Here is a 24,819-nt window from a genome sequence, read left to right on the forward strand (position 1 = left end):
GATGGTAGTTGGGACCTTGTCCCTGTGAGAGTAGGACGTCGCCAAGCAATCTAAGCACGAGTCAATGGACTCGTGCTTTTTTTGTATATATTTTTATTTAATAGTAATGAACTTAAATTAGAAACATATGAGAAGAATGGTCCCCTTGTATAAAACGTAAATCATGTGATTAAATAACCGAAATTTTGGCTAGTATAGTGAAGAAGCAAAAGAGTTGCAAATTTCTTTAATACGTATATAATTAAAGTCAAAGATAGTCAAAGTCAATAAAGGTGGCGGATAAATGAGAAATATATCTGATATCATTGAGCAATATCTAAAGCAAGTTATTGACTTAAGCAATAATAATGTGATTGAGATTAAGAGAAATGAGATTGCGGATCAATTTGATTGTGTTCCGTCTCAAATTAATTATGTAATCAATACCCGCTTTACGCTAGAAAGAGGATTTGTAGTTGAAAGCAAACGAGGTGGAGGAGGTTACATTCGCATTATCAAAGTCAAATTGCATGACGATATAGACATTATTGATCAAATGCTTCATATGATTGAGCATAGCATTGCGCAAGGAAATGCAGAAAGTATGATTATACGCTTAATAGAGGAGGATATTGTTACACATCGGGAAGCAAAACTTATGTTAAGTGTATTAGATCGTTCAGTATTATTAATGGATTTACCTTCTCGAGATGAACTTAGGGCTCGAATATTATGCGCAATGTTAAGAACACTGAAATATAACTAAATACAGCTTTTGTTAAGAAATGTTTTTGATGGCAATGCATTTCATATTGGTTTTTTTACAAATAACATGTACTTTTGTCAAACAGATTAAATGAAGAGAACAATCTAATTACGTATGAAAAGTATCATGAGATAAATCGTTCCTGTTGCAAAGGTGGGGATAGAAGATGACTTGTCAAAACTGTAATATGAGACCAGCAGCTTTACATTATACAAAAGTAATAAATGGGAAAAAGACGGAAGTTCATCTTTGCGAGCAATGTGCTGAACAAAGTGGCTATACGTCTTTCTTTCAATCATCGCAATCTAGTTTTTCCTTCCATGACTTATTAGCAGGATTGCTACATGGGGAACCAGCCATGTTTAAACAACAAGAGAATCATTTTACAAATACAAAAGTGCTGCAATGTCCGACTTGTAATATGACATATGAAAAATTTACGAAGTTGGGGCGCTTTGGATGTTCCTCTTGCTATGAGACATTTAAAGAGCAAATAAATCTGATGCTGAAGCGTCTTCATGGTGGTCATACACATCATTGTGGAAAAATTCCGGAACGTATGGGAGGAAATATTCACTTAAAGAAAGAATTAGATGAACTAAAACTAAATTTAAAGCAATGTGTGCAGAAAGAAGAATTTGAAAAAGCGGCCCAACTTCGTGATCAAATTCGAAGTATCGAAAATCAGCTTAGTGAGCATAGAGAGGGGGAATAATTCTATGTCACTGGATCGTATTATGAATGAAGCAATCAGTCCATGGATGAGGGGGGATGGCCCTGATTCTGATATTGTTTTAAGTAGTCGTATTCGTTTGGCTCGTAATTTAAAAGATTATCATTTCCCTACTATGTATACAGATGAAGAAGCTAAGCGGATTATTCAATTATTTCAACAGAAGTTTGCAAATGAAAGAGAAAAACTTCCTGAAGGTCTTGAACTATTAAAAATGAATGAACTAAAGCCACTTCAGCGAAGGGTCTTAGTAGAAAAACATTTAATTAGTCCTAATCTTGCAGGAACAGAATACGGTGCTTGTCTATTATCAAGAAGCGAACATATAAGTGTCATGCTTAATGAGGAAGATCATGTGCGAATTCAATGTTTATTCTCAGGATTGCAATTATCAGAAGCTCTTCAAAGTGCAAATCAAATAGATAATTTGATTGAAGAAGTGATTGAATATGCGTTTGATGAATCGCTTGGCTATATTACCAGCTGTCCTACAAATGTGGGGACAGGATTACGAGCTTCTGTCATGATTCACTTGCCAGCACTTGTGTTGACCAAGCGAATAAACCGTATTATACAAGCAATTCAACAATTAGGCTTGGTAGTAAGAGGAATATACGGTGAAGGTAGCGAAGCGTTAGGTAATATATTTCAAGTTTCTAACCAAATGACATTAGGAAAGTCAGAAGAAGATATTATAGCAGATTTAAAGAGTGTTGTTCAGCAGTTGATACAGCAAGAAAAATTAGCTAGAGAATTAATTATAAAAAATTCAAGTATTGAACTTGAAGACCGGGTATATCGCTCTTATGGTGTACTCGCTAATAGTCGTTTAATTCAATCGGCAGAGGCAGCTACTTGCCTGTCTGATGTACGACTTGGGATTGATCTTGGTTATATAAAAAATATATCAAGAAATATTTTAACAGAGTTAATGGTACTTACTCAGCCTGGAATTTTACAGCAATATGCTGGTGGTCCTTTGGGACCAGAAGAAAGGGATTATCGGAGGGCAACATTAATCCGTGAACGATTACGAATTGAACAAAATTGAGCGCAAGTAGGAGGCGATTTCTATGATGTTTGGAAGATTTACAGAACGAGCACAGAAAGTATTAGCTTTATCTCAAGAAGAGGCAATTCGCATTGGACATAATAATATCGGGACAGAACATATTTTACTGGGTCTTGTACGTGAAGGTGAAGGAATTGCAGCTAAAGCACTAATTGCTCTTGGATTAAGCCCAGAGAAGGTACAAAAGGAAGTAGAAGGATTAATTGGGCGTGGAACAGAGGCATCTCAAACAGTTCATTATACACCACGTGCAAAAAAAGTAATTGAGTTATCCATGGATGAGGCGCGTAAGCTGGGCCATTCTTATGTAGGAACAGAGCATGTTTTACTAGGATTGATTCGCGAAGGTGAAGGTGTAGCAGCGCGTGTGTTAAATAACTTAGGTGTAAGTTTAAATAAAGCAAGACAACAAGTGTTGCAGCTTCTTGGAAGTAATGAAGCTACATCGGGGCATCAAGGTGGGGCTTCAGCAAATGCAAATACACCAACACTTGATAGTTTAGCCCGTGATTTGACAGTTGTTGCACGTGAAGGTCGATTAGACCCGGTTATTGGGCGTAGTAAAGAAATTCAGCGTGTTATTGAAGTGCTGAGCCGTAGGACGAAGAATAACCCTGTATTGATTGGAGAACCTGGTGTAGGTAAAACAGCAATTGCAGAAGGTCTAGCACAGCAAATTGTAAATAATGAAGTTCCGGAAACCTTACGTGATAAGCGCGTTATGACATTAGATATGGGTACTGTTGTTGCTGGTACGAAGTATCGTGGTGAATTTGAGGATCGCTTAAAGAAAGTGATGGATGAAATTCGCCAAGCAGGTAATATCATTCTATTTATTGATGAACTTCATACACTAATTGGTGCTGGTGGCGCGGAAGGGGCAATTGACGCATCCAATATTTTGAAACCATCTTTAGCACGTGGTGAATTACAATGTATTGGGGCTACAACCCTGGATGAGTATCGTAAATATATTGAAAAAGATGCAGCGTTAGAGAGACGTTTCCAACCAATTCATGTGGACGAACCAAGTTTAGAAGAATCGATTCAAATTTTAAAAGGGTTGCGTGATCGTTATGAGGCACATCACCGTGTATCTATTACAGATGATGCGATTGATGCATCTGTAAAACTTTCAGATCGCTATATTACGGATCGTTTCTTACCTGATAAAGCAATTGATTTAATTGATGAAGCTGCATCGAAAGTACGTTTGCGTTCGTATACAACGCCGCCAAATTTAAAAGAACTTGAAGTGAAGCTGGAAGAGATTCGAAAAGAAAAAGATGCAGCTGTACAGAGCCAAGAGTTTGAAAAGGCAGCGTCCTTACGAGATATGGAACAACGTTTACGTGAAAAATTAGAAGATACAAAACGCCAATGGAAAGAGCAGCAAGGAAAAGAGAATTCAGAAGTAACAGTAGAAGATATTGCAAATGTTGTTTCTACATGGACGCGTATTCCAGTTTCTAAGCTCGCACAAACAGAAACAGATAAATTGTTAAACCTAGAATCTATTCTGCATAATCGTGTAATTGGTCAAGATGAAGCGGTTGTTGCGGTAGCAAAAGCGGTACGTCGTGCGCGGGCAGGTTTAAAAGACCCGAAACGTCCAATTGGTTCATTTATTTTCTTAGGGCCAACTGGTGTAGGTAAAACTGAGCTAGCACGTGCGCTGGCGGAATCTATGTTCGGTGATGAGGATGCGATGATTCGAATTGACATGTCTGAGTATATGGAGAAACATTCTACTTCTCGTTTAGTTGGGTCTCCTCCAGGATATGTTGGATATGAAGAGGGTGGACAACTGACGGAAAAGGTTCGTCGTAAGCCATACTCTGTTGTTCTATTAGATGAGGTAGAAAAAGCACATCCAGATGTATTTAACATTTTACTGCAAGTGCTAGAGGATGGACGTTTAACGGATTCTAAAGGGCGCACAGTTGATTTCCGTAATACAATCGTTATTATGACTTCTAACGTTGGTGCGGAAGCGTTGAAACGCAATAAATATCTTGGCTTTAACGTACAGGATGAGAGCCGTGATTATTCGGATATGAAGGGTAAAGTAATGGATGAATTGAAAAAGTCATTTCGTCCAGAGTTCTTGAACCGTATTGATGAGATTATTGTGTTCCATATGCTTGAGAAAAAACATATTCAAGAAATTGTAACGCTTATGGTTAATCAATTAGTGAAACGATTAAAAGAGCAAGAGATTGAATTGAAATTAACAAGTGCGGCGATTGAAGCGATTGCGGATAAGGGATTTGACCGTGAATATGGTGCTCGTCCTCTCCGTCGTGCAATCCAAAAACACGTGGAAGACCGACTGTCAGAAGAGCTTCTAAAAGGGGCGATTGAGAAAGGTCAAAAAGTTGTCTTTGATGTAGAAGGAGAATCATTTGTCATTCGCAGTGCAGAAAAGGTAAAATAAGTATAGACAAACGAAGAGGGCTACGTGAGAGCCCTCTTTCTTGTATGAAAAGGATATTATGTTTACATATGAAAGTGAAGTGAAGTATAAAACAAGATGGCTAAAAAGAAAACGAAATTCACATGTCAAGAATGTGGTTATCAGTCACCAAAATATATGGGAAAATGTCCTGGATGCGGGCAATGGAATACGCTTATTGAAGAGATGGAACCAGTTGTATCTTCAAGACGTATCAACTATGCGAATGCGATTCAAACGGAAGTGACGAAACCGCGACGTCTTACAGAAGTAGAAACAAAGTCAGAGGCACGGATTGAAACGAAATTCCAAGAATTTAATCGTGTACTTGGTGGAGGGATTGTTGATGGCTCCCTTGTGCTTATTGGGGGAGACCCTGGAATTGGAAAATCGACATTACTACTACAAATATCATCACAATTAGCAGAGTCTTCGTATGATGTATTGTACATATCCGGCGAGGAATCAGCAAAGCAAATTAAACTTCGCGCAGATCGTCTGCATGTAAAAGGGAGCAATTTATTTGTTGTTTCGGAAACAGATTTACAGCGAATTGCATCACATATTGAGGAAATGAACCCTTCCTTTGTTGTTATTGATTCCATACAAACAATCCATTTACCAGAAGTAACTTCAGCACCAGGAAGTGTAGCACAAGTACGTGAATGTACAGCAGAACTGATGAAGCTTGCAAAAACGAAAGGGATTCCAATTTTTATCGTAGGGCATGTGACGAAAGAGGGGGCAATTGCGGGACCGCGTATGTTAGAACATATGGTCGATGCAGTTCTTTATTTCGAAGGAGATCGTCACCATACATACCGTATTTTACGAGCAGTAAAAAATCGCTTTGGCTCCACGAATGAAATGGGTATTTTTGAAATGAAGGAGCTGGGTCTTGCAGAAGTGTTGAATCCTTCGGAGATTTTCCTAGAGGAAAGACCTGTTGGGGTTGCTGGTTCCACAGTTGTTGCTTCTATGGAAGGAACAAGACCCGTTTTAGTAGAAATACAAGCATTAATTTCTCCTACTAGTTTTGGAAACCCACGAAGAATGGCCACAGGTATTGATCATAATCGTGTATCTCTTATTATGGCAGTGCTAGAAAAAAGGACCGGTTTATTATTACAAAATCAAGACGCTTATTTAAAGGTTGCTGGTGGCCTAAAGTTAGATGAACCGGCAATTGATTTGGCAGTTGCTTTAAGTATCGCCTCAAGTTTCAGGGATAAATCAACGGCACCAACTGATGCGGTGATAGGAGAAGTGGGATTAACTGGAGAAGTAAGAAGGGTATCGAGAATTGAACAACGTGTACAAGAAGCAGCTAAATTAGGATTTCAACGTGCTATTATCCCACGTAAGAATTTAGGGGGATGGACAATTCCTGATGGGATTGAAGTAGTTGGTGTTTCTAATTTAGGAGAGGCGCTTCGTTTGACATTAGGGGGCTAGGCTATGGAAGAAAACAAGCAACGTGTCAAAAGTATAATTAATATTTTACAGCTTGTTGCACCAGGGACACCACTGCGGGAAGGAATAGACAATGTACTTCGTGCACAAACCGGTGGTTTAATTGTTCTTGGTTATAGTGAACAAATTAAAAGTATTGTTGATGGAGGATTCCACATTAATTGTGCATTCTCACCTGCGAGTTTATATGAATTAGCTAAAATGGACGGGGCACTTATTTTAAATGAGACCGGAAGTAAAATTTTAATTGCAAATGCACAGCTGGTTCCTGAGTCAGCTATTGATTCTATTGAAACCGGGATGCGCCATCGTACAGCAGAACGTGTAGCAAAGCAAACGGGAAGTCTTGTTATTGCTATTTCACAAAGACGTAACGTAATTACGCTATATCAGGGGAATTTACGTTATACACTAAAGGACATAGGTGTTATTTTAACAAAAGCAAATCAAGCTATTCAAACTTTAGAAAAATACAAGGCGGTATGGAATGATGGTATTACCAACTTGGGTATTCTAGAATTTGAGGAAGTTGTTACGATGTCTGAAGTGGTTCATGTCTTGCATAGCGTTGAGATGGTGCTACGCATTAAGAATGAGATTCTAAGCTACATCCATGAACTAGGGACGGAAGGTAGGCTTATTCGTTTACAGCTTACTGAGCTCTTGGCAGATTTGGAAGCTGAGGCAGCGCTATTAATTAAAGACTATTATCAAGAAAAGACGCAGGATCACTATCAAATCCTAAAAAAATTACAGGAACTTGCAAATGCACAGCTATTAGAAGATAGTGATTTAGTTAAACTACTTGGTTATCCAGGACAAACAAGCTTAGAGGAAAATGTTACACCGAGAGGATATCGGATTGCCAGCAAAATTTCTAGAGTGCCGCCCCTTATTATTGAAAATTTAATCAATAGATTTAAAACACTGCAAGGGGTTTGCCGTGCGACTATTAGTGAATTAGATGATGTAGAAGGAATTGGGGAAGTTCGAGCGAAAAAAATAAGAGAAGGTTTAAAACGAATTCAAGAGCATCTCTATATGAGTAGACACAATTAAGAATATTACATTGATTCCACAATATAACGACACTATCACATTTTTGGTATATGATATGATATATTGGTAAATAAAACAATTTATGAAAAAAACACATCCGCTTTTGCATTCGGCGTTTTGATTAGCAAAACAATGGTTAATAATGAGTAGGAGGTGGTTGGATGTTAAAACGGATCGTACAGCTCTTCTTTTTAGTAATCGGAGGAGCATTAGGGATTTTCCTAATCCCAAAGGTTATTAATTTATTGAACATTGGTGCAATTCCATTACTTGAAGGATCATATGTTCGTGCGGTTATTGGTGCAATTATTTTATTCTTAACAACATTTTGGCTTGTAGATTATATTGTTCAGCTTATTAAACATATTGAAGAAGCCCTTGTAAAGGCGCCTGTAGCGGATGTTTTATTTGGTACGCTAGGATTAATCTCTGGCCTTATTGTTGCATATTTAATTTTGATACCAATTCGTGAAATTACAATTCAAGTCATTAGTACTGTGTTACAAATTTTCTTTACACTTCTACTCGGCTATTTAGGTTTCCAAGTAGGGTTTAAAAAGAGAAACGAATTGCTAGGATTATTTACATTACCACAACGTGGGGGTAAGAAGAAAAATAGTAATAGTGATAGTGAAGAGGCAGAAGCAGAGAAATCTTCTTCTCATTGGAAAATTCTGGATACGAGTGTAATTATTGATGGACGTATTGCTGATATTTGCCAAACAAAGTTTCTAGAAGGAACAATTGTAATTCCACAATTTGTATTAGAGGAATTACAACATATTGCTGATTCTTCGGATGCGCTAAAACGTAATCGAGGTCGCAGAGGACTGGATATTTTGAATCGTATTCAAAAAGAAATGCCGATTCCGGTAGAAATTTATGAAGGCGATTTCGAAGACATTCAAGAAGTGGATAGCAAGCTCGTGAAATTAGCAAAGATAACTGGTGGTACTGTTGTAACAAACGACTTTAACTTAAATAAAGTTTCTGAGCTCCAAGGAGTAACGGTTTTAAATATTAATGATTTAGCCAATGCAATTAAACCAGTTGTACTTCCTGGTGAGGAATTAAGAGTTTATGTTGTTAAAGATGGAAAAGAGCAAAATCAAGGCGTTGCTTATTTAGATGACGGTACGATGATTGTAGTAGAAGATGGTAGGGAGTACGTTGGTTCACAACTAGATGTGCTTGTTACGAGTGTATTACAAACATCAGCTGGTCGCATGATTTTTGCCAAGCGTAAGCTGTTAGAAAAAGCACTATAAGTAGAGGGTTATTAGCATGTATACATTAATTATTCCGGCAGCCGGCCAAGGGAAACGAATGGGTGCTGGTAAAAATAAATTATTTTTACTTATTAATGAAGTACCTATTATTGTGCATACATTACGTGCTTTCGAGAAAGATGAAGCATGTAGAAGCATTATTATGGCGATTAATGAAGAAGAACGTCCTTATTTTGAAGAGTTAATGAAGAAGTATCGTATTCAGAAAGACGTACGATTTATTCAAGGCGGGGCTGAAAGACAAGATAGTGTGTATAATGCACTTCAATATGTGAAACAAGTTAATTATGTTCTCGTGCATGATGGGGCACGACCATTTGTAACGAATGAAATGATCCATCATGTATTAACTGCAGCAAAGCAGAAAGGTGCCTCTATTTGTGCGGTACCTGTTAAGGATACAGTTAAGAAAGTAGAACAGAATATAGTTGTTGAAACAGTTGAACGTTCTCATCTGAGAGCAGTGCAAACACCGCAAGGGTTTTCTGTTCCACTTTTACTAGAAGCGCATAGGAGTGCAAAGCAAGGGTGTTTCCTTGGCACAGATGATGCAAGTCTTGTAGAGCGTATCGGGAAAGAAGTAGGTGTAGTAGAGGGTAGTTATTACAATATTAAAGTAACGACACCGGAAGATTTATTAATTGCTGAAAGTTTCTTGCGCGTACAGAAGAGATAGTAGCAATGATATGCTATAAAGAAAAGCTCGGTCATTGCCGAGCTTTTCTTTATAGGTGCATAGATATAATATAGAATCATAAAGTTCAGTAGTTTAGCTTGAGGAGGATGTAAACATGTTTCGAATTGGACAAGGTTTTGATGTGCACGAATTTGCAGAAGGTAGACCATTAATCATCGGTGGGATTACGATTCCACATGAAAAAGGATTGTTAGGTCATTCAGATGCAGATGTACTTTTACACACAATTGCTGACGCGTGTTTAGGGGCAATTGCTGCGGGTGACATAGGAAAACATTTTCCAGATACAGATCCTGCCTTTAAGGATGCTGATTCCGCTATATTATTACAAAAAGTTTGGGAATTTGTACGTGAACAAGGATATGAATTAGGAAATTTAGATTGTACAATTATTGCACAGAAGCCAAAAATGGCACCTCATATTGAAAGTATGCGCAAGCGTATTAGTCAGTTGTTAGAAACGTCTACAGATAACATTAATGTGAAGGCAACAACAACTGAAAAGTTAGGATTTACAGGTAGAGAAGAAGGGATCGCTTCTCAAGCAGTTGTTTTATTGCAGAAAAAATAATGGTTTTTGATTTGCAAGATGGATAATCGTATTTTTTTGGTGTACAATTATAGAATGTGTTGACATTAAGAATGGAAGGTGTACCAATTATGGAAAAGCAAGTGAGAGTGCGCTATGCGCCAAGTCCAACAGGACACTTACATATCGGAAATGCGCGTACGGCATTATTTAATTATTTATTTGCTCGTCATCAAGATGGCAAGTTTATTATTCGTATTGAAGATACTGATGTAAAACGTAATGTTGCTGGTGGCGAAGAAAGTCAATTAAAATACTTGAAATGGCTCGGTATGGATTGGGATGAAGGTGTTGATGTTGGCGGTGAATATGGACCGTATCGTCAGACAGAACGTTTAGATATTTATAAAAAATTATATGAAGATTTACTAGAGCGCGGTTTAGCTTATAAATGTTATATGACAGAAGAAGAGTTAGAAGCAGAGCGTGAAGGACAAATCTCTCGTGGTGAAACACCTCGTTATGCAGGTAACCACCGTGATTTAACAGAAGAACAAATGAAGCAATTTGAAGCGGAAGGGCGTATTCCAAGTATTCGTTTCCGTGTGCCAGCTGATCGCGATTATACATTTAAAGATATCGTGAAAGATGAAGTTGCTTTCCACTCAAATGACTTTGGTGACTTCGTTATTGTGAAAAAGGATGGTATTCCAACTTATAACTTTGCGGTAGCGGTAGATGATCATTTAATGGAAATCACACATGTTCTTCGTGGTGATGATCATATTTCTAACACGCCAAAGCAAATGATGATTTATGAAGCATTTGGATGGAATATTCCACAATTTGGTCATATGACATTGATTGTAAATGAAAGCCGTAAAAAATTAAGTAAACGCGATGAATCTATTATTCAATTTATTGAACAATATCAAGCGCTTGGATATCTTCCAGAAGCAATCTTTAACTTTATCGCATTGCTAGGTTGGTCACCAGTAGGAGAAGAAGAAATCTTCTCTAAAGATGAGTTTATTGAAATGTTTGATGCAGCTCGTTTATCAAAATCACCTGCATTATTCGATTCTCAAAAACTAAAATGGATGAACAACCAATATATGAAAAAGCAAGATCTAGATGCTGTTGTTGCATTAAGCTTACCGCATTTAGTGAAAGCTGGTCGTGTAAGTGAAAACTTAGGCGGAGAAGAACTGGCTTGGGTTCGTGATGTAATTGCTTTATATCATGATCAAATGAGCTTTGGAGCTGAAATTGTAGAGCTTTCTGAAATGTTCTTTAAAGACCATGTTGATCACGAAGAAGAAGGGCAAGAGGTATTAAAAGGTGAACAAGTACCTGAAGTACTTCGCGCATTTGCAGCAGAACTAGAAGCTTTAGAGGAAATGGAACCAGCAGCAATTAAAAAGGCGATTAAGACTGTTCAAAAAGAAACAGGACATAAAGGTAAAAACTTATTTATGCCAATTCGCGTTGCAACTACTGGACAAACACACGGTCCAGAACTTCCTAACGCTATTGCACTTCTTGGAAAAGAAAAAGTTTTAAATCGTATTCGTAAAGTAATTGGTTAACATTTAACGAATTTAGAAATATAATAAGAATACTTAAAAACCTAATAAGAAAAAGCGACGAGAAGGAGAAGTAGAAAATCAGGCTTTTTACAGAGAGAACCACCTTTTGGCTGGAAGTGGTTTATAAGCGGATTTTTGAAATGCCCCTTCGAGTCTTCTGCTGAACAACGAAGAGTTTCGGGAAACGTCTAATGGCGCAAAGTAAGTAGAAGCGGTATAAACCGTTATCATGGATGAGTTTGAGGCTTCTTAGCCTAAACAGAGTGGAACCGCGCTTATAAGGCGTCTCTGTCATTTTGACAGAGGCGTCTTTTTTTATATCATGTAAATAGGTATGAGTATAAGCTTTTATACAGAATAGGTAGTAAATAAGAAGTTAGCAATAATCGGTTTACTCGGGAAAACAGCCCATAAAGGGGAGGGGACATCGATGTTTAAGAGGCTTCGGGAAGATATTGAAGTCGTTTTTGAACAAGATCCAGCGGCACGAAGTTATTTCGAAGTCATTTTAACTTACTCTGGATTACATGCAGTTTGGGCTCATCGAATTGCACATGCCTTTTATAAGCGGAATTTTTTCTTTATTGCACGTTGGATTTCGCAAGTTAGTCGCTTTTTTACTGGTATTGAGATTCACCCAGGAGCAACAATTGGCCGGTGCTTTTTCATTGACCATGGTATGGGGGTTGTTATTGGGGAGACATGTGAGATTGGAGATAATGTAACAATTTATCAAGGCGTTACACTAGGTGGTACAGGGAAAGAAAAAGGGAAGAGGCATCCAACCATTCAAGATAATGTGCTAATTGCAACAGGTGCAAAGGTACTTGGTTCCATTACCATTGGAGAAAACTCTAAAATTGGGGCAGGGTCTGTCGTATTGAAAGAAGTTCCTGCACATTCTACAGTTGTAGGTATACCCGGTCGTGTCGTAATTCAAAATGGAGTAAAGGTTGGTCAGGAACTAAATCATTGTGATCTTCCGGATCCGATTTTTGATAAATTAAAAGTGATGGAAGCGGAACTTGAGATATTAAAGAAGCAACTTGCAGTGAAAGTAGAAAGGAAGGATAAAAATGACTATTCACATTTATAATACGTTAACACGTCAAAAGGAAGCGTTTATTCCATTAGAAGAAAATAAGGTAAAAATGTATGTATGTGGACCTACGGTATACAACTACATCCATATTGGGAATGCAAGACCACCTATGGTATTTGATACAGTGCGTCGTTATCTAGAACATAAAGGGTATGATGTACAATATGTTTCTAATTTTACTGATGTAGATGACAAGTTAATTAAAGCGGCGAACGAGTTAGGAGAGGATGTTCCAACAATTGCAGACCGTTTTGTTGAAGCATACTTTGAAGATGTCACTGCATTAGGTTGCAAACATGCAACAGTTCATCCGCGAGTAACAGAAAATATGGATATTATTATCGAGTTTATTCAGGAACTTGTGAATAAAGGTTATGCATATGAATCTGAAGGTGACGTGTATTATAAAACAAAAGAATTTGAAGGATACGGTAAACTATCTCACCAACCAATTGCTGACTTACGTCATGGTGCGCGTATTGAGATTGGAGAAAAGAAACAAGACCCGCTTGACTTTGCTTTATGGAAAGCTGCAAAAGAAGGAGAGATTTTCTGGGAGAGTCCTTGGGGGCAAGGGCGTCCAGGATGGCATATCGAATGCTCCGCAATGGCACGTAAATATTTAGGTGATACAATTGATATTCATGCCGGTGGCCAAGATCTAGCGTTCCCTCATCATGAAAATGAGATTGCGCAATCAGAAGCTTTAACTGGAAAGACGTTTTCACGTTACTGGATGCATAATGGGTATATTAATATTAATAATGAAAAGATGTCTAAGTCGTTAGGGAATTTCATTTTAGTGCACGATATCATTAAACAGTATGATCCACAGTTAATTCGATTCTTTATGTTATCTGTACATTATCGTCATCCAATTAACTTTAGTGAAGAGTTATTGCAGAGTACAAATAACGGATTAGAACGAATCAAGACGGCTTATGGAAACTTAAAGCATCGTATGGAAAGTAGTACAGATTTAACGGATCATAATGAGAAATGGTTAGCTGAAATGGAGAAATTTCAGGCTGCATTTGAAGAAGCGATGAATGATGATTTTAATACAGCGAACGCGATAACTGAGTTATATAATTTAGCGAATCATGCAAATCAATATTTATTAGAAGAGCATACATCAAAGACTGTAATCGAAGCGTATGTAAAACAATTTGAAACGTTGTTTAGTATTTTAGGATTAGAATTGGTGAAAGAAGAACTGCTTGATGAAGAGATCGAAGCATTAATTCAAAAACGTATTGAAGCTCGGAAAAATCGTGATTTTGCATTGTCTGATCAAATTCGTGATGATTTAAAAGAGCGTAATATTATTTTAGAAGATACCGCCCAAGGTACAAGATGGAAAAGAGGATAAACATGATTGATGCAAAGCAATTAAACAGCTTAGCGTTAGCATACATGGGTGATGCGGTATATGAGCAATATATCCGTTATCACCTCCTTCAAAAGGGGACAGTTCGCCCTAACCAGTTGCATCGTTTAGGGACAAGCTTTGTTTCAGCGAAAGCGCAGGCGAAAGTTGTTTATCATTTATTAGAAGTATCATTTTTGACAGAGGAAGAAGAAGCAGTATTAAGAAGAGGGCGTAATGCGAATTCTGGTACTGTTCCAAAAAATACGGATGTACAAACATACCGTTATAGTACAGCTTTTGAGGCATTACTTGGTTACCATCATTTATTAAATAATCGTGAGAGATTAGAAGAACTTGTGTATAAAGCAATTGATGTTTTAGAAGTGAAGGAAGGGGGCGCATCATCATGAGTAGTGAATACATTATCGGACGTAATCCTGTCATTGAGGCGTTACGATCAGGAAGAGATATTAATAAAATTTGGATTGCGGAAGGTGCTGCGAAAGGGCAGGTGCAAATTGTATTAGCGTTAGCGAAAGAAAATAAAATTATTTTACAGCATGCACCAAAGAAGAAGTTAGATCAGCTTGTTGAAGGGAATCATCAAGGTGTAATTGCTCAAGTGGCGGCATATCAATATGCAGAATTAGAGGATTTGTTTGAATTTGCGGCTAAACGTAACGAGGATCCTTTCTTCTTAATTTTAGATGAAATTGAAGATCCACATAACTTAGGATCTATTATGCGTACGGCAGATGCAACTGGTGCACATGGAATCATTATTCCGAAAAGAAGAGCTGTAGGACTTACGGCATCTGTTGCAAAAGCATCAACGGGAGCGATTGAATATATTCCTGTTGCGCGTGTGACAAACTTATCTCGTACAATTGATGAATTAAAGGAACGTGGTCTTTGGATTGCAGGTACAGATGCAAGAGGGAAGACAGATTATCGTAATTTAGATGGTAATATGCCAATTGGATTAGTAATTGGTAGTGAAGGGAAAGGTATGAGCCGTATTATTGGTGAGAAGTGTGATTTTCTAATTAACTTACCAATGGTCGGTAAAGTTACATCCTTAAATGCGTCAGTAGCTGCTAGTCTGTTAATGTATGAGGTATATCGCAAACGTCACCAGATTGGTGAGTAAAAATGAACGATATTTTAATCGTTGATGGTTACAACATTATTGGGGCTTGGAGAGACTTGAAAGCGTTGAGGGATGTAGATTTACAGGCATCAAGGGATGCGCTTATTGATAAGATGGCGAATTATCAAGGATATACAGGAACAAGGGTAATGATTGTGTTTGATGCTTATACGATTCAAGGTATTGAGAAGAAGATGAAACAGGCGCGCGTTGAGGTTATTTTTACAAGGAAAAATCAAACAGCTGATGAGAGAATTGAACAACTTGCGATTGAGCTCCGCAACATTAATACCCAAATTTATGTTGCGACTTCTGATTATACGGAGCAGTGGGTTATTTTTGCTCAAGGAGCACTTCGGAAGTCAGCGCGTGAGTTAGAGATAGAAGTAAATGCGATGGAGCAACAAGTACGCCATCAAACGCAAGTTGTAAAAGAGAAACAACCTGCTATGCGAACGATATTTAGTAAAGATATTACAGAAAAATTAGAAAAATTAAGGCGAGGAGAGCGTTGAAACATTGACGCTCTTCAAGTGCTTACTGTATAATATTGCTAAATAAATAGCGGTCGGAGGGATCAGAGTGGAAACAGGCTTCGTAAGTACCAACAACGTTACGTTTCGCGATTTAGAGGATGAGGCAATAGTTGAGTTAGTTCGAAAAGGTAATATTGACGCTCTTGAATATTTGATTCACAAGTATAAGAATTTTGTTCGTGCAAAATCTAGATCTTATTTTTTGGTAGGTGCCGATCGGGAAGATATTGTTCAAGAGGGTATGATTGGTTTGTTTAAAGCAATTCGCGATTATAAAGAGGACAAGTTATCTTCTTTTAAAGCATTTGCTGAATTATGTATTACTCGTCAAATTATTACTGCTATTAAGACAGCAACGAGACAAAAACATATTCCTTTAAATTCGTATGTTTCTTTGGACAAACCGATTTATGATGAGGAATCTGATCGTACGCTATTAGATGTTATCTCAGAAACGAAAGTGACTGATCCTGAAGAGATGATCATTAGTCAGGAAGAATATACCGACATAGAGCTTAAAATATCTGAATTATTAAGCGATTTAGAAAGGAAAGTCTTATCTTTATACTTAGATGGCCGTTCTTATCAAGAAATCTCAGAACAGTTAAACAGGCATGTGAAATCTATTGATAATGCTTTGCAACGCGTGAAGAGAAAACTTGAAAGGTATATGGAAATGAGAGAAAATACAACTTTAAACTCATAATTTATTTCGCAGGGGAGAAGCGTGTTCTCCTGCATTCTTTTTATAAGAGAGTAAGTGGCATGTCATTGACATTGGCTTTTATTGTATGATACATTTTTAGGGACATAATGTTACAAGGTTGGTGTAACAAATGAGGAAAAAAGTTGTACTCTCATGTGAAGAGTGTAAAAATCGAAACTACTCCACAATGAAAGATACGAGCTCAGTAGAGCGACTTGAGATAAAGAAGTTTTGTAAAACATGCAATATGCATACAGTTCATAAGGAAACAAAATAAATAATCGAAACAATACACTGGAGGTCCCGTAAATGCGTTTGACGAACTTTTTCGGCGATGTAGGTCGCGAAATGAAAAAAGTAAGTTGGCCTAAAAAAGATGAATTACTCCGTTCGACGACTACTGTTATTGCGACAGTTGTATTTGCTGCAATTTTCTTCGCGGTAGTTGATATGGGTATTTCTTCTTTAATTCGGTTAATTCTTGGTTAATTCTTGAATAAGAAGCACTTATCCATGATATAATGTTATTTATACGAACTGTGTAAAAGCCCGGTGAACGGGTTTTTTCATTTGCGCAAAAAAATGTACGTCAGGGAGGGAAGGACGCTCGTCCTAAATGAATGGAAAAAAGTTGGTATGTTGTCCATACTTATTCTGGATATGAAAATAAAGTAAAAGCAAACCTAGAGAAACGTGTAGAATCAATGGGAATGCAAGATAAAATTTTCCGTGTTGTTGTCCCGGAAGAAGTAGAAGTAGAAATGAAAAACGGAAAAGAAAAATTAACAAAAAGAAAAGTGTTCCCAGGTTATGTATTAGTTGAACTAATTATGACTGACGATTCTTGGTATGTTGTTCGTAACACACCAGGTGTAACAGGTTTTGTTGGATCTTCTGGATCAGGTTCAAAACCATCTCCTCTATTAGAAGAGGAAGTTGTTACCATTATGAAGCATATGGGAATGGACAATGAAGTGGTTGATTTCGACTTTGAACTTCATGAAACAGTACGTGTAAATGAAGGACCGTTCGCGAACTATACAGGTGCGATCGAAGAAATCGATATGGAAAAACAAAAAGTAAGAGTGCTTGTAGACATGTTTGGTCGTGAAACGCCAGTCGAGCTGGATTTCCATCAAATTGAAAAATTATAAAATGAAACTTGAAATGAATTGTAAAAAGTGATAATATCTTTTAAGTCAGTACGTCTTCGGCAACGGAGACGTTTTTTGAAAAAGATTTTATCGTTACAGATAAAATATGAAGTGGGAGGGCAAATCACTGCCCAATTGACCACATCACGGACTTAAGGAGGTGTGTCTCGTGGCTAAAAAGGTAATTAAAATGGTAAAACTTCAAATTCCTGCAGGTAAAGCTAACCCAGCTCCACCAGTTGGTCCAGCATTAGGACAAGCGGGTGTTAACATCATGGGCTTCTGTAAAGAGTTCAACGCTCGTACAGCAGATCAAGCTGGTCTTATCATTCCTGTTGAAATTACGGTATTCGAAGACCGTTCATTCACTTTCATTACTAAAACTCCTCCTGCTGCTGTTCTTCTTAAGAAAGTAGCTGGTATTGAGTCTGGTTCTGGTGAACCAAACCGTAATAAAGTGGCAACTGTTAAGCGTGATAAAGTACGCGAAATCGCTGAAACTAAAATGCCTGACCTAAACGCTGCTAGCGTAGAAGCTGCAATGCGTATGGTTGAAGGTACTGCACGCAGTATGGGCATCGTTATCGAAGACTAATTCGATTTGTTTTTTTGTAAAAAAGGTTGCGGGTCTGGAATTCCAATTCGCAACCTTTATTATCGTAAATGATTATCGTTTTTAAATAAAAGGATGGGCGCACATCCTAGGGGACTTCCCTGAAATGAAGGCGTAAACGTGGGAGGTTATTCCGCTAAAACCACAATCAAGGAGGAAATAAACATGGCTAAAAGAGGTAAAAAGTACGTAGAAGCTGCGAAGCTTGTTGATCGTGCAGCTGCTTACTCTGCAACAGAAGCAGTAGAATTAGTAAAGAAAACAAACACAGCTAAATTTGATGCAACTGTAGAAGCTGCATTCCGTTTAGGTGTTGACCCTAAGAAAGCTGACCAACAAATTCGTGGTGCAGTTGTTCTTCCAAACGGTACTGGTAAAGTACAACGTGTATTAGTATTTGCTAAAGGCGAGAAAGCAAAAGAAGCTGAAGCTGCTGGCGCTGACTTCGTAGGCGATGCTGATTACATCGGTAAAATCCAACAAGGTTGGTTCGACTTTGATGTAGTAGTAGCAACTCCTGACATGATGGGTGAAGTTGGTAAACTTGGTCGTGTATTAGGACCAAAAGGTTTAATGCCAAACCCTAAAACTGGAACAGTTACTTTCGATGTAACAAAAGCTGTTAATGAAATCAAAGCTGGTAAAGTTGAATACCGCGTTGACAAAGCCGGAAACATCCACGTACCAATCGGTAAAGTATCTTTCGAAGATGCTAAATTAGTAGAAAACTTCAAAACAATCGCTGATACGCTATTAAAAGCGAAACCAGCTGCTGCAAAAGGTACTTACATGAAGAATGCAACTGTTGCTTCTACAATGGGACCTGGTGTACGCGTAGACGTTTCTACAATCGCGTAAAAATTGGAAGTTGACTTCATAAAGAAGTTTTAATATAATCATTTATGTTGTGAATTTAAATAGTGTACCGTAGACAGTAGGAGCCAACTTGGCTTAATTTCCTACCTAGGTGTTAATATACGAAACGGAATATTTTTCTGTGACTATATGCCTCCATGTCTACAACTGGGCATGGAGGTTTTTTAGTGCACTTTCGGTACATCTTCTATATAATCTACAGGAGGTGTAATAACATGAGCAAAGCAATCGAAACTAAACAACAAGTTGTGACTGAAATCGCTGAAAAACTTCGCGATAGTAAATCTACAATTGTTGTTGACTACCGTGGTTTAACAGTATCTGAAGCAACTGAATTACGTAAAAACTTACGTGAAGCTGGCGTTGAGTTCAAAGTTTACAAAAACTCTTTAACTCGTCGTGCTGCAGAATCTGTTGAAATGGCTGAGTTAAACGAATTCTTAACAGGACCAAACGCAATCGCGTTCAGTAACGAGGATGTAGTTGCTCCTGCGAAAGTATTAAACGACTTCGCTAAAGATCATGAAGCTTTAGAAATTAAAGCGGGCGTAATCGAAGGTAAACTTGTATCACTTGATGAGGTTAAAGCAATCGCTACTCTTCCATCACGTGAAGGCTTACTTTCTATGCTTCTTAGCGTTCTTCAAGCTCCAATCCGTAACCTTGCACTTGCTACTAAAGCAGTTGCAGATCAAAAGGAAGAGCAAGGCGCTTAATTTTTTAAAAGATAATTACGTGTTATCGATAAAACAATACAAACCTATTTAAGGGAGGATATTTACAATGACTAAAGAACAAATCATTGAAGCAGTTAAATCTATGACTGTATTAGAACTTAACGACTTAGTAAAAGCTATCGAGGAAGAATTCGGCGTAACTGCTGCTGCTCCTGTAGCTGTTGCTGGTGGCGCTGGTGAAGCTGCTGCTGAGAAAACTGAATTTGACGTAGTACTTGAAAGTGCTGGCGGACAAAAAATCAAAGTTATCAAAGTTGTTCGTGAAATCACTGGTCTTGGCTTAAAAGAAGCTAAAGAATTAGTTGACAACACTCCAAAAGCAATCAAAGAAGGCGCTTCTAAAGAAGAAGCTGAAGAAATGAAAGCTAAACTTGAAGAAGTTGGCGCTGCTGTAGAAGTTAAGTAATTAACTTTTGAAGCTTTAAAAAAAGCTCGCTCTCATGCGAGCTTTTTTTTTAACTGTAAAGAAAAGAGGTGGCCATATGGCAGACCATTATTTTTCTAATGACCCTTCTAGTAAAAGTGATCGAAAACGATGGGAATATACATTGCGAGAATCAAAATTTGTTTTCTTATCTGATCATGGAGTGTTTTCGAAAAACGAGGTAGACTTTGGTTCGCGTCTTCTAATTGAGGCATTTCAAATGCCGCCTGTTGAAGGTGACGTGTTAGATGTTGGGTGTGGATATGGTCCGATCGGTTTGTCGTTAGCAAAAGAGTTTCAAGACAGAAATATTCATATGGTGGATGTGAATGAAAGAGCGCTTGGGCTTGCGAAAGAAAATGCTGCTAATAACAAAGTTGAGAATATACGTATTTATCAAAGTAGCGTATATGAAAATGTGAATGGACAGTATGCTGCTATTCTATCTAATCCTCCGATTCGTGCAGGTAAGCATATCGTGCACGAGATTTTAGAACAAGCTGTCAAATATCTAGTGCCGGGTGGAGAGCTTTGGATTGTTATTCAGAAGAAGCAAGGTGCACCATCTGCGTTGAAAAAACTAGAAGAGATATTTTCTGAAGTTGAAGTTGTAGAAAAGAAAAAAGGATATTATATCATAAAATCAAAAAAACGTTGACGGTTATTTTTGGCTATGTTAACATTATACAATGCCAATATATGATTTTCTGCGTTGAGAACGATGTATATTTTTGTTTCTCTTGGAAAAGATAGTAAAATCAGCAGATGATGAAACAGAATGATGGTTTTCTTATAGAAGCCATTTTTCTTTTTTGAGCAGGTAGAAAGACTCAACGTATCTATCTTTAAGAGAAAAAGGCTACGCCCAGTGCGTTAGCTGTATTTATTTGTGATTTTGCACATTTTTTTTTGTGCATTTATAATACTCATGATTTGAGGGGTGAAGCAGTTGACAGGTCAACTAGTTCAATACGGACGCCACCGCCAACGAAGAAGTTATGCCCGTATTAGTGAAGTATTAGAGTTACCAAATCTTATCGAAATTCAAACCTCTTCTTATCAGTGGTTTCTTGATGAGGGTTTGCGAGAAATGTTCCAAGACATTTCGCCGATTGAAGACTTTACGGGAAATCTATCGCTTGAATTTATTGACTACAGTTTAGGTGAGCCGAAATACTCTGTAGAAGAATGTAAAGAGCGTGATGTGACGTATGCAGCACCACTTCGTGTGAAAGTCCGTCTAATCAACAAAGAAACTGGTGAAGTAAAAGAACAAGATGTGTTCATGGGAGATTTCCCACTCATGACAGAGACTGGAACATTCGTAATTAACGGTGCAGAACGTGTTATCGTTTCCCAGTTAGTTCGCTCTCCAAGTGTATACTATAGTGGCAAAGTGGATAAAAACGGAAAACGTGGTTTTACTGCTACTGTAATTCCAAACCGCGGAGCTTGGTTAGAGTATGAAACAGACGCTAAGGATGTTGTATATGTGCGTATTGACCGTACGCGTAAACTTCCTGTAACTGTTTTGTTACGCGCATTAGGGTTTGGCTCTGATCAAGAAATCACCGAGCTTTTAGGTGATAACGAATACTTAAGCAATACGCTAGAAAAAGACAACACAGACAGCACAGAAAAAGCATTGCTTGAAATTTATGAGCGTCTACGCCCAGGTGAACCACCGACAGTAGAAAATGCGAAAAGCTTGCTTGTTTCTCGTTTCTTTGATCCGAAGCGCTACGATTTAGCAAATGTAGGTCGCTACAAGATCAACAAAAAGTTACACATCAAAAACAGATTGTTTAACCAACGCCTAGCTGAAACTTTAGTAGACCCAGAAACTGGGGAAATTTTAGCGGCAGAAGGAACAGTCTTAGACCGTCGTACACTAGATCGCATTTTACCTTACTTAGAGAAAAACATTGGATTCAAAACAGCGAAACCAATGGGTGGAGTGGTAGAAGGCGATGTTGAGCTGCAATCTATTAAGATCTATGCTCCGGAATCAGACGGTGAACGTGCTATTAATGTAATTGGGAATGCAAATATCACTCGTGACGTAAAACACATCACACCAGGTGATATCCTTGCTTCTATTAGCTACTTCTTTAACTTACTATACAAAGTAGGGGATACAGATGATATTGACCATTTAGGAAACCGTCGTCTGCGTTCTGTAGGAGAGTTACTACAAAACCAATTCCGTATCGGTCTTTCTCGTATGGAGCGTGTTGTTCGTGAGAGAATGTCGATTCAAGATACAAATGCAATTACACCACAGGCGTTAATTAACATTCGTCCGGTTATTGCATCTATTAAAGAGTTCTTCGGAAGTTCTCAGTTATCTCAGTTCATGGATCAAACTAACCCATTAGCAGAGTTAACGCACAAACGAAGACTATCTGCATTAGGACCGGGTGGTTTAACTCGTGAGCGCGCAGGGTTTGAAGTGCGTGACGTTCACTATTCTCACTATGGTCGTATGTGTCCGATTGAAACACCAGAGGGACCAAACATCGGTTTGATTAACTCATTATCTTCGTTCGCGAAAGTAAATGAGTTTGGTTTCATTGAAACACCATACCGTCGCGTTGATCCAGAAACTGGTCGTGTAACAACACACGTAGATTATCTAACAGCAGATGAACAAGATAACTATGTTGTAGCACAGGCAAATGCTCGTTTATCTGAAGATGGTGAATTCCTTGATGAAGATGTTGTAGCACGTTTCCGCGACGAGAACGTTGTGGTAAAACGCGAGCGCATCGACTACATGGATATCTCTCCAAAACAGGTAGTTTCTGCTGCGACAGCTTGTATTCCATTCTTAGAAAACGATGACTCTAACCGTGCGCTTATGGGTGCGAACATGCAACGTCAGGCGGTTCCGTTATTGAATCCGGAATCTCCGATTGTAGGTACAGGTATGGAGTACGTATCAGCAAAAGACTCAGGTGCTGCAGTAATTTGTAAACATCCTGGTACTGTTGAACGCGTAGAAGCACGTGAAGTATGGGTACGCCGTTATGTAGAAGTTGACGGTCAAAAAGTAAAAGGCGATTTAGATCGCTACAAAATGTTAAAATTCATTCGTTCTAACCAAGGAACTTGTTACAACCAACGTCCAATCGTAAGTGTTGGAGATCAAGTTGTAAAAGGTGAAATCCTTGCGGATGGTCCTTCTATGGAAAAAGGTGAGCTAGCACTTGGACGTAACGTGCTTGTTGGCTTTATGACATGGGATGGTTATAACTATGAGGATGCGATCATTATGAGTGAGCGCCTTGTAAAAGATGATGTGTATACTTCTATTCATATTGAAGAATATGAATCAGAAGCTCGTGATACGAAGCTTGGACCAGAAGAAATTACACGTGACATCCCGAACGTTGGGGAAGATGCACTTCGCAACCTTGACGAGCGCGGTATTATTCGCATCGGTGCTGAAGTAAAAGACGGAGATCTACTTGTTGGTAAAGTAACACCAAAAGGTGTAACAGAATTAACAGCAGAAGAACGTTTATTACATGCAATCTTCGGTGAGAAGGCACGTGAAGTACGTGATACATCACTACGTGTTCCACACGGTGGTGGCGGTATTATCTTAGACGTAAAAGTATTTAACCGTGAAGATGGCGATGAATTGCCACCAGGTGTAAATCAACTTGTACGTGCATATATCGTTCAAAAACGTAAAATTTCTGAAGGTGACAAGATGGCCGGTCGTCACGGTAACAAAGGTGTTATCTCTCGTATTTTACCGGAAGAAGATATGCCTTACTTACCAGATGGTACGCCAATCGATATCATGTTGAACCCATTAGGGGTACCATCTCGTATGAATATCGGTCAGGTGTTAGAGCTTCATCTTGGTATGGCAGCAAGATACTTAGGTATTCATGTTGCAACACCAGTATTCGATGGTGCTCGTGAGGAAGATGTATGGGGAACAATCGAAGAAGCTGGTATGGCGAATGATGCAAAGACAGTTCTATACGATGGACGTTCTGGTGAGCCATTTGATAACCGTGTATCTGTTGGTGTCATGTATATGATTAAACTTGCACACATGGTTGACGATAAGCTTCACGCTCGTTCTACTGGACCATACTCACTTGTAACGCAGCAGCCTCTTGGAGGTAAAGCACAGTTCGGTGGACAACGTTTCGGTGAGATGGAAGTTTGGGCACTTGAAGCTTATGGTGCTGCTTATACTCTTCAAGAAATCTTAACGGTGAAATCTGATGATGTTATTGGCCGCGTGAAGACATACGAAGCTATTGTTAAAGGCGAAAATGTTCCAGAACCAGGTGTTCCGGAATCATTCAAAGTATTAATTAAAGAGCTACAAAGTTTAGGTATGGATGTTAAGATGATGTCTAGCGATGATACAGAAATTGAAATGCGTGATACTGAAGATGATGATCATCAATCCGCAGATAAATTAAATGTTGAAGTTGAGACAACAAAGGAATAATCGGGATAACCTGTAGACTAAAAGGGAG

At 38.3% G+C, this 24,819-nt stretch carries 25 protein-coding genes and 2 other annotated features; all 25 genes read left to right on the forward strand.

Features of this window, described 5'->3' with window-relative positions:
• Positions 1 to 283 precede the first annotated feature (283 nt).
• The 25 genes from ctsR (at position 284) to rpoB (ending at position 24,791) form a co-directional block, all read left to right on the forward strand.
• Entirely contained in the window at positions 284 to 745 is a 462-nt protein-coding gene (gene ctsR / locus AZF08_RS15275; protein WP_033677229.1) for a transcriptional regulator CtsR, read from the forward strand.
• 166 nt (positions 746 to 911) lie between these two features.
• Positions 912 to 1,460, forward strand: a complete 549-nt coding sequence (locus AZF08_RS15280; protein WP_033677227.1) for a UvrB/UvrC motif-containing protein — start codon at positions 912 to 914, stop codon at positions 1,458 to 1,460.
• Between the two features lie 4 nt (positions 1,461 to 1,464).
• Entirely contained in the window at positions 1,465 to 2,529 is a 1,065-nt protein-coding gene (locus AZF08_RS15285) for a protein arginine kinase (RefSeq protein WP_033677225.1), read from the forward strand.
• Positions 2,530 to 2,551: 22 nt separating this feature from the next.
• A complete protein-coding gene (gene clpC, locus AZF08_RS15290; protein ID WP_033677223.1) occupies positions 2,552 to 4,987 on the forward strand; it encodes an ATP-dependent protease ATP-binding subunit ClpC in 2,436 nt (811 codons plus the stop codon).
• A gap of 96 nt (positions 4,988 to 5,083) precedes the next feature.
• Positions 5,084 to 6,460: a DNA repair protein RadA gene (radA, locus tag AZF08_RS15295; RefSeq protein WP_033677221.1), complete on the forward strand. Its 1,377-nt coding sequence runs from the start codon at positions 5,084 to 5,086 to the stop codon at positions 6,458 to 6,460.
• Between the two features lie 3 nt (positions 6,461 to 6,463).
• The gene (disA, locus tag AZF08_RS15300; protein ID WP_033677219.1) at positions 6,464 to 7,537 is read left to right on the forward strand and encodes a DNA integrity scanning diadenylate cyclase DisA; all 1,074 of its coding nucleotides are present in this window, start codon (positions 6,464 to 6,466) and stop codon (positions 7,535 to 7,537) included.
• Positions 7,538 to 7,698: 161 nt separating this feature from the next.
• Positions 7,699 to 8,805, forward strand: coding sequence for a PIN/TRAM domain-containing protein (locus AZF08_RS15305; RefSeq protein ID WP_033677217.1), 1,107 nt, complete (start codon positions 7,699 to 7,701; stop codon positions 8,803 to 8,805).
• Positions 8,806 to 8,821: 16 nt separating this feature from the next.
• Positions 8,822 to 9,502: a 2-C-methyl-D-erythritol 4-phosphate cytidylyltransferase gene (gene ispD / locus AZF08_RS15310; RefSeq protein ID WP_033677215.1), complete on the forward strand. Its 681-nt coding sequence runs from the start codon at positions 8,822 to 8,824 to the stop codon at positions 9,500 to 9,502.
• A 115-nt stretch (positions 9,503 to 9,617) separates the two neighbouring features.
• The gene (gene ispF, locus AZF08_RS15315; RefSeq protein WP_033677213.1) at positions 9,618 to 10,094 is read left to right on the forward strand and encodes a 2-C-methyl-D-erythritol 2,4-cyclodiphosphate synthase; all 477 of its coding nucleotides are present in this window, start codon (positions 9,618 to 9,620) and stop codon (positions 10,092 to 10,094) included.
• Between the two features lie 89 nt (positions 10,095 to 10,183).
• Positions 10,184 to 11,641 carry a glutamate--tRNA ligase gene (gltX, locus tag AZF08_RS15320; RefSeq protein WP_033677212.1) on the forward strand — a complete coding sequence of 486 codons (1,458 nt, stop codon included), beginning with the start codon at positions 10,184 to 10,186 and terminating at the stop codon, positions 11,639 to 11,641.
• Between the two features lie 48 nt (positions 11,642 to 11,689).
• Positions 11,690 to 11,934 (forward strand) — a binding site (T-box leader).
• A gap of 137 nt (positions 11,935 to 12,071) precedes the next feature.
• Positions 12,072 to 12,737: a serine O-acetyltransferase gene (gene cysE, locus AZF08_RS15325; protein ID WP_033677210.1), complete on the forward strand. Its 666-nt coding sequence runs from the start codon at positions 12,072 to 12,074 to the stop codon at positions 12,735 to 12,737.
• Complete coding sequence (cysS, locus tag AZF08_RS15330) at positions 12,718 to 14,115, forward strand: cysteine--tRNA ligase (protein WP_033677208.1); 1,398 nt, start codon at positions 12,718 to 12,720, stop codon at positions 14,113 to 14,115. The genes cysE and cysS overlap by 20 nt, the downstream gene beginning before the upstream one ends.
• A gap of 2 nt (positions 14,116 to 14,117) precedes the next feature.
• Positions 14,118 to 14,525: a Mini-ribonuclease 3 gene (locus tag AZF08_RS15335; RefSeq protein ID WP_033677206.1), complete on the forward strand. Its 408-nt coding sequence runs from the start codon at positions 14,118 to 14,120 to the stop codon at positions 14,523 to 14,525.
• On the forward strand, positions 14,522 to 15,265 hold the full coding sequence (gene rlmB, locus AZF08_RS15340; RefSeq protein WP_033677204.1) for a 23S rRNA (guanosine(2251)-2'-O)-methyltransferase RlmB: 744 nt from the start codon (positions 14,522 to 14,524) through the stop codon (positions 15,263 to 15,265). The genes AZF08_RS15335 and rlmB overlap by 4 nt, the downstream gene beginning before the upstream one ends.
• A gap of 2 nt (positions 15,266 to 15,267) precedes the next feature.
• Positions 15,268 to 15,780, forward strand: coding sequence for an NYN domain-containing protein (locus tag AZF08_RS15345; RefSeq protein WP_033677202.1), 513 nt, complete (start codon positions 15,268 to 15,270; stop codon positions 15,778 to 15,780).
• 67 nt (positions 15,781 to 15,847) lie between these two features.
• Positions 15,848 to 16,507: an RNA polymerase sporulation sigma factor SigH gene (locus tag AZF08_RS15350; protein ID WP_000447418.1), complete on the forward strand. Its 660-nt coding sequence runs from the start codon at positions 15,848 to 15,850 to the stop codon at positions 16,505 to 16,507.
• Between the two features lie 130 nt (positions 16,508 to 16,637).
• Complete coding sequence (rpmG, locus tag AZF08_RS28755) at positions 16,638 to 16,784, forward strand: 50S ribosomal protein L33 (protein ID WP_002055487.1); 147 nt, start codon at positions 16,638 to 16,640, stop codon at positions 16,782 to 16,784.
• A 32-nt stretch (positions 16,785 to 16,816) separates the two neighbouring features.
• Positions 16,817 to 16,996: a preprotein translocase subunit SecE gene (secE, locus tag AZF08_RS15355; RefSeq protein WP_033677199.1), complete on the forward strand. Its 180-nt coding sequence runs from the start codon at positions 16,817 to 16,819 to the stop codon at positions 16,994 to 16,996.
• A gap of 131 nt (positions 16,997 to 17,127) precedes the next feature.
• Complete coding sequence (nusG, locus tag AZF08_RS15360; protein WP_000415795.1) at positions 17,128 to 17,661, forward strand: transcription termination/antitermination protein NusG; 534 nt, start codon at positions 17,128 to 17,130, stop codon at positions 17,659 to 17,661.
• Positions 17,662 to 17,830: 169 nt separating this feature from the next.
• On the forward strand, positions 17,831 to 18,256 hold the full coding sequence (gene rplK / locus AZF08_RS15365) for a 50S ribosomal protein L11 (protein ID WP_001085872.1): 426 nt from the start codon (positions 17,831 to 17,833) through the stop codon (positions 18,254 to 18,256).
• Positions 18,257 to 18,439: 183 nt separating this feature from the next.
• A complete protein-coding gene (gene rplA / locus AZF08_RS15370) occupies positions 18,440 to 19,132 on the forward strand; it encodes a 50S ribosomal protein L1 (protein WP_033677197.1) in 693 nt (230 codons plus the stop codon).
• Positions 19,133 to 19,181: 49 nt separating this feature from the next.
• Positions 19,182 to 19,325 (forward strand) — a sequence feature (ribosomal protein L10 leader region).
• Between the two features lie 40 nt (positions 19,326 to 19,365).
• Positions 19,366 to 19,866 (forward strand): 50S ribosomal protein L10, encoded by a 501-nt coding sequence (rplJ, locus tag AZF08_RS15375; protein ID WP_033677195.1) that lies wholly within the window; start codon positions 19,366 to 19,368, stop codon positions 19,864 to 19,866.
• A gap of 67 nt (positions 19,867 to 19,933) precedes the next feature.
• Positions 19,934 to 20,293, forward strand: a complete 360-nt coding sequence (rplL, locus tag AZF08_RS15380; RefSeq protein ID WP_033677193.1) for a 50S ribosomal protein L7/L12 — start codon at positions 19,934 to 19,936, stop codon at positions 20,291 to 20,293.
• A gap of 76 nt (positions 20,294 to 20,369) precedes the next feature.
• On the forward strand, positions 20,370 to 20,969 hold the full coding sequence (locus AZF08_RS15385) for a class I SAM-dependent methyltransferase (protein WP_033677190.1): 600 nt from the start codon (positions 20,370 to 20,372) through the stop codon (positions 20,967 to 20,969).
• 291 nt (positions 20,970 to 21,260) lie between these two features.
• Positions 21,261 to 24,791 (forward strand): DNA-directed RNA polymerase subunit beta, encoded by a 3,531-nt coding sequence (gene rpoB, locus AZF08_RS15390; protein WP_033677188.1) that lies wholly within the window; start codon positions 21,261 to 21,263, stop codon positions 24,789 to 24,791.
• Positions 24,792 to 24,819 lie beyond the last annotated feature (28 nt).

The organism is Bacillus gaemokensis (assembly GCF_001590835.1).
In the GTDB taxonomy this organism is placed as follows: Bacteria; Bacillota; Bacilli; order Bacillales; family Bacillaceae_G; genus Bacillus_A; species Bacillus_A gaemokensis.

Coding starts and splice junctions, on each gene's coding strand:
- AZF08_RS15305 (WP_033677217.1), top strand. CDS start 7,699: ATGTTAAAACGGATCGTACAGCTCTTCTTTTTAGTAATCGGAGGAGCA.
- rpmG (WP_002055487.1), top strand. CDS start 16,638: ATGAGGAAAAAAGTTGTACTCTCATGTGAAGAGTGTAAAAATCGAAAC.
- gltX (WP_033677212.1), top strand. CDS start 10,184: ATGGAAAAGCAAGTGAGAGTGCGCTATGCGCCAAGTCCAACAGGACAC.
- ctsR (WP_033677229.1), top strand. CDS start 284: ATGAGAAATATATCTGATATCATTGAGCAATATCTAAAGCAAGTTATT.
- radA (WP_033677221.1), top strand. CDS start 5,084: ATGGCTAAAAAGAAAACGAAATTCACATGTCAAGAATGTGGTTATCAG.
- rplA (WP_033677197.1), top strand. CDS start 18,440: ATGGCTAAAAGAGGTAAAAAGTACGTAGAAGCTGCGAAGCTTGTTGAT.
- secE (WP_033677199.1), top strand. CDS start 16,817: ATGCGTTTGACGAACTTTTTCGGCGATGTAGGTCGCGAAATGAAAAAA.
- cysS (WP_033677208.1), top strand. CDS start 12,718: ATGACTATTCACATTTATAATACGTTAACACGTCAAAAGGAAGCGTTT.
- rplL (WP_033677193.1), top strand. CDS start 19,934: ATGACTAAAGAACAAATCATTGAAGCAGTTAAATCTATGACTGTATTA.
- AZF08_RS15280 (WP_033677227.1), top strand. CDS start 912: ATGACTTGTCAAAACTGTAATATGAGACCAGCAGCTTTACATTATACA.
- clpC (WP_033677223.1), top strand. CDS start 2,552: ATGATGTTTGGAAGATTTACAGAACGAGCACAGAAAGTATTAGCTTTA.
- disA (WP_033677219.1), top strand. CDS start 6,464: ATGGAAGAAAACAAGCAACGTGTCAAAAGTATAATTAATATTTTACAG.
- AZF08_RS15345 (WP_033677202.1), top strand. CDS start 15,268: ATGAACGATATTTTAATCGTTGATGGTTACAACATTATTGGGGCTTGG.
- AZF08_RS15335 (WP_033677206.1), top strand. CDS start 14,118: ATGATTGATGCAAAGCAATTAAACAGCTTAGCGTTAGCATACATGGGT.
- rlmB (WP_033677204.1), top strand. CDS start 14,522: ATGAGTAGTGAATACATTATCGGACGTAATCCTGTCATTGAGGCGTTA.
- ispF (WP_033677213.1), top strand. CDS start 9,618: ATGTTTCGAATTGGACAAGGTTTTGATGTGCACGAATTTGCAGAAGGT.
- AZF08_RS15285 (WP_033677225.1), top strand. CDS start 1,465: ATGTCACTGGATCGTATTATGAATGAAGCAATCAGTCCATGGATGAGG.
- ispD (WP_033677215.1), top strand. CDS start 8,822: ATGTATACATTAATTATTCCGGCAGCCGGCCAAGGGAAACGAATGGGT.
- nusG (WP_000415795.1), top strand. CDS start 17,128: ATGGAAAAAAGTTGGTATGTTGTCCATACTTATTCTGGATATGAAAAT.
- cysE (WP_033677210.1), top strand. CDS start 12,072: ATGTTTAAGAGGCTTCGGGAAGATATTGAAGTCGTTTTTGAACAAGAT.
- AZF08_RS15385 (WP_033677190.1), top strand. CDS start 20,370: ATGGCAGACCATTATTTTTCTAATGACCCTTCTAGTAAAAGTGATCGA.
- rplJ (WP_033677195.1), top strand. CDS start 19,366: ATGAGCAAAGCAATCGAAACTAAACAACAAGTTGTGACTGAAATCGCT.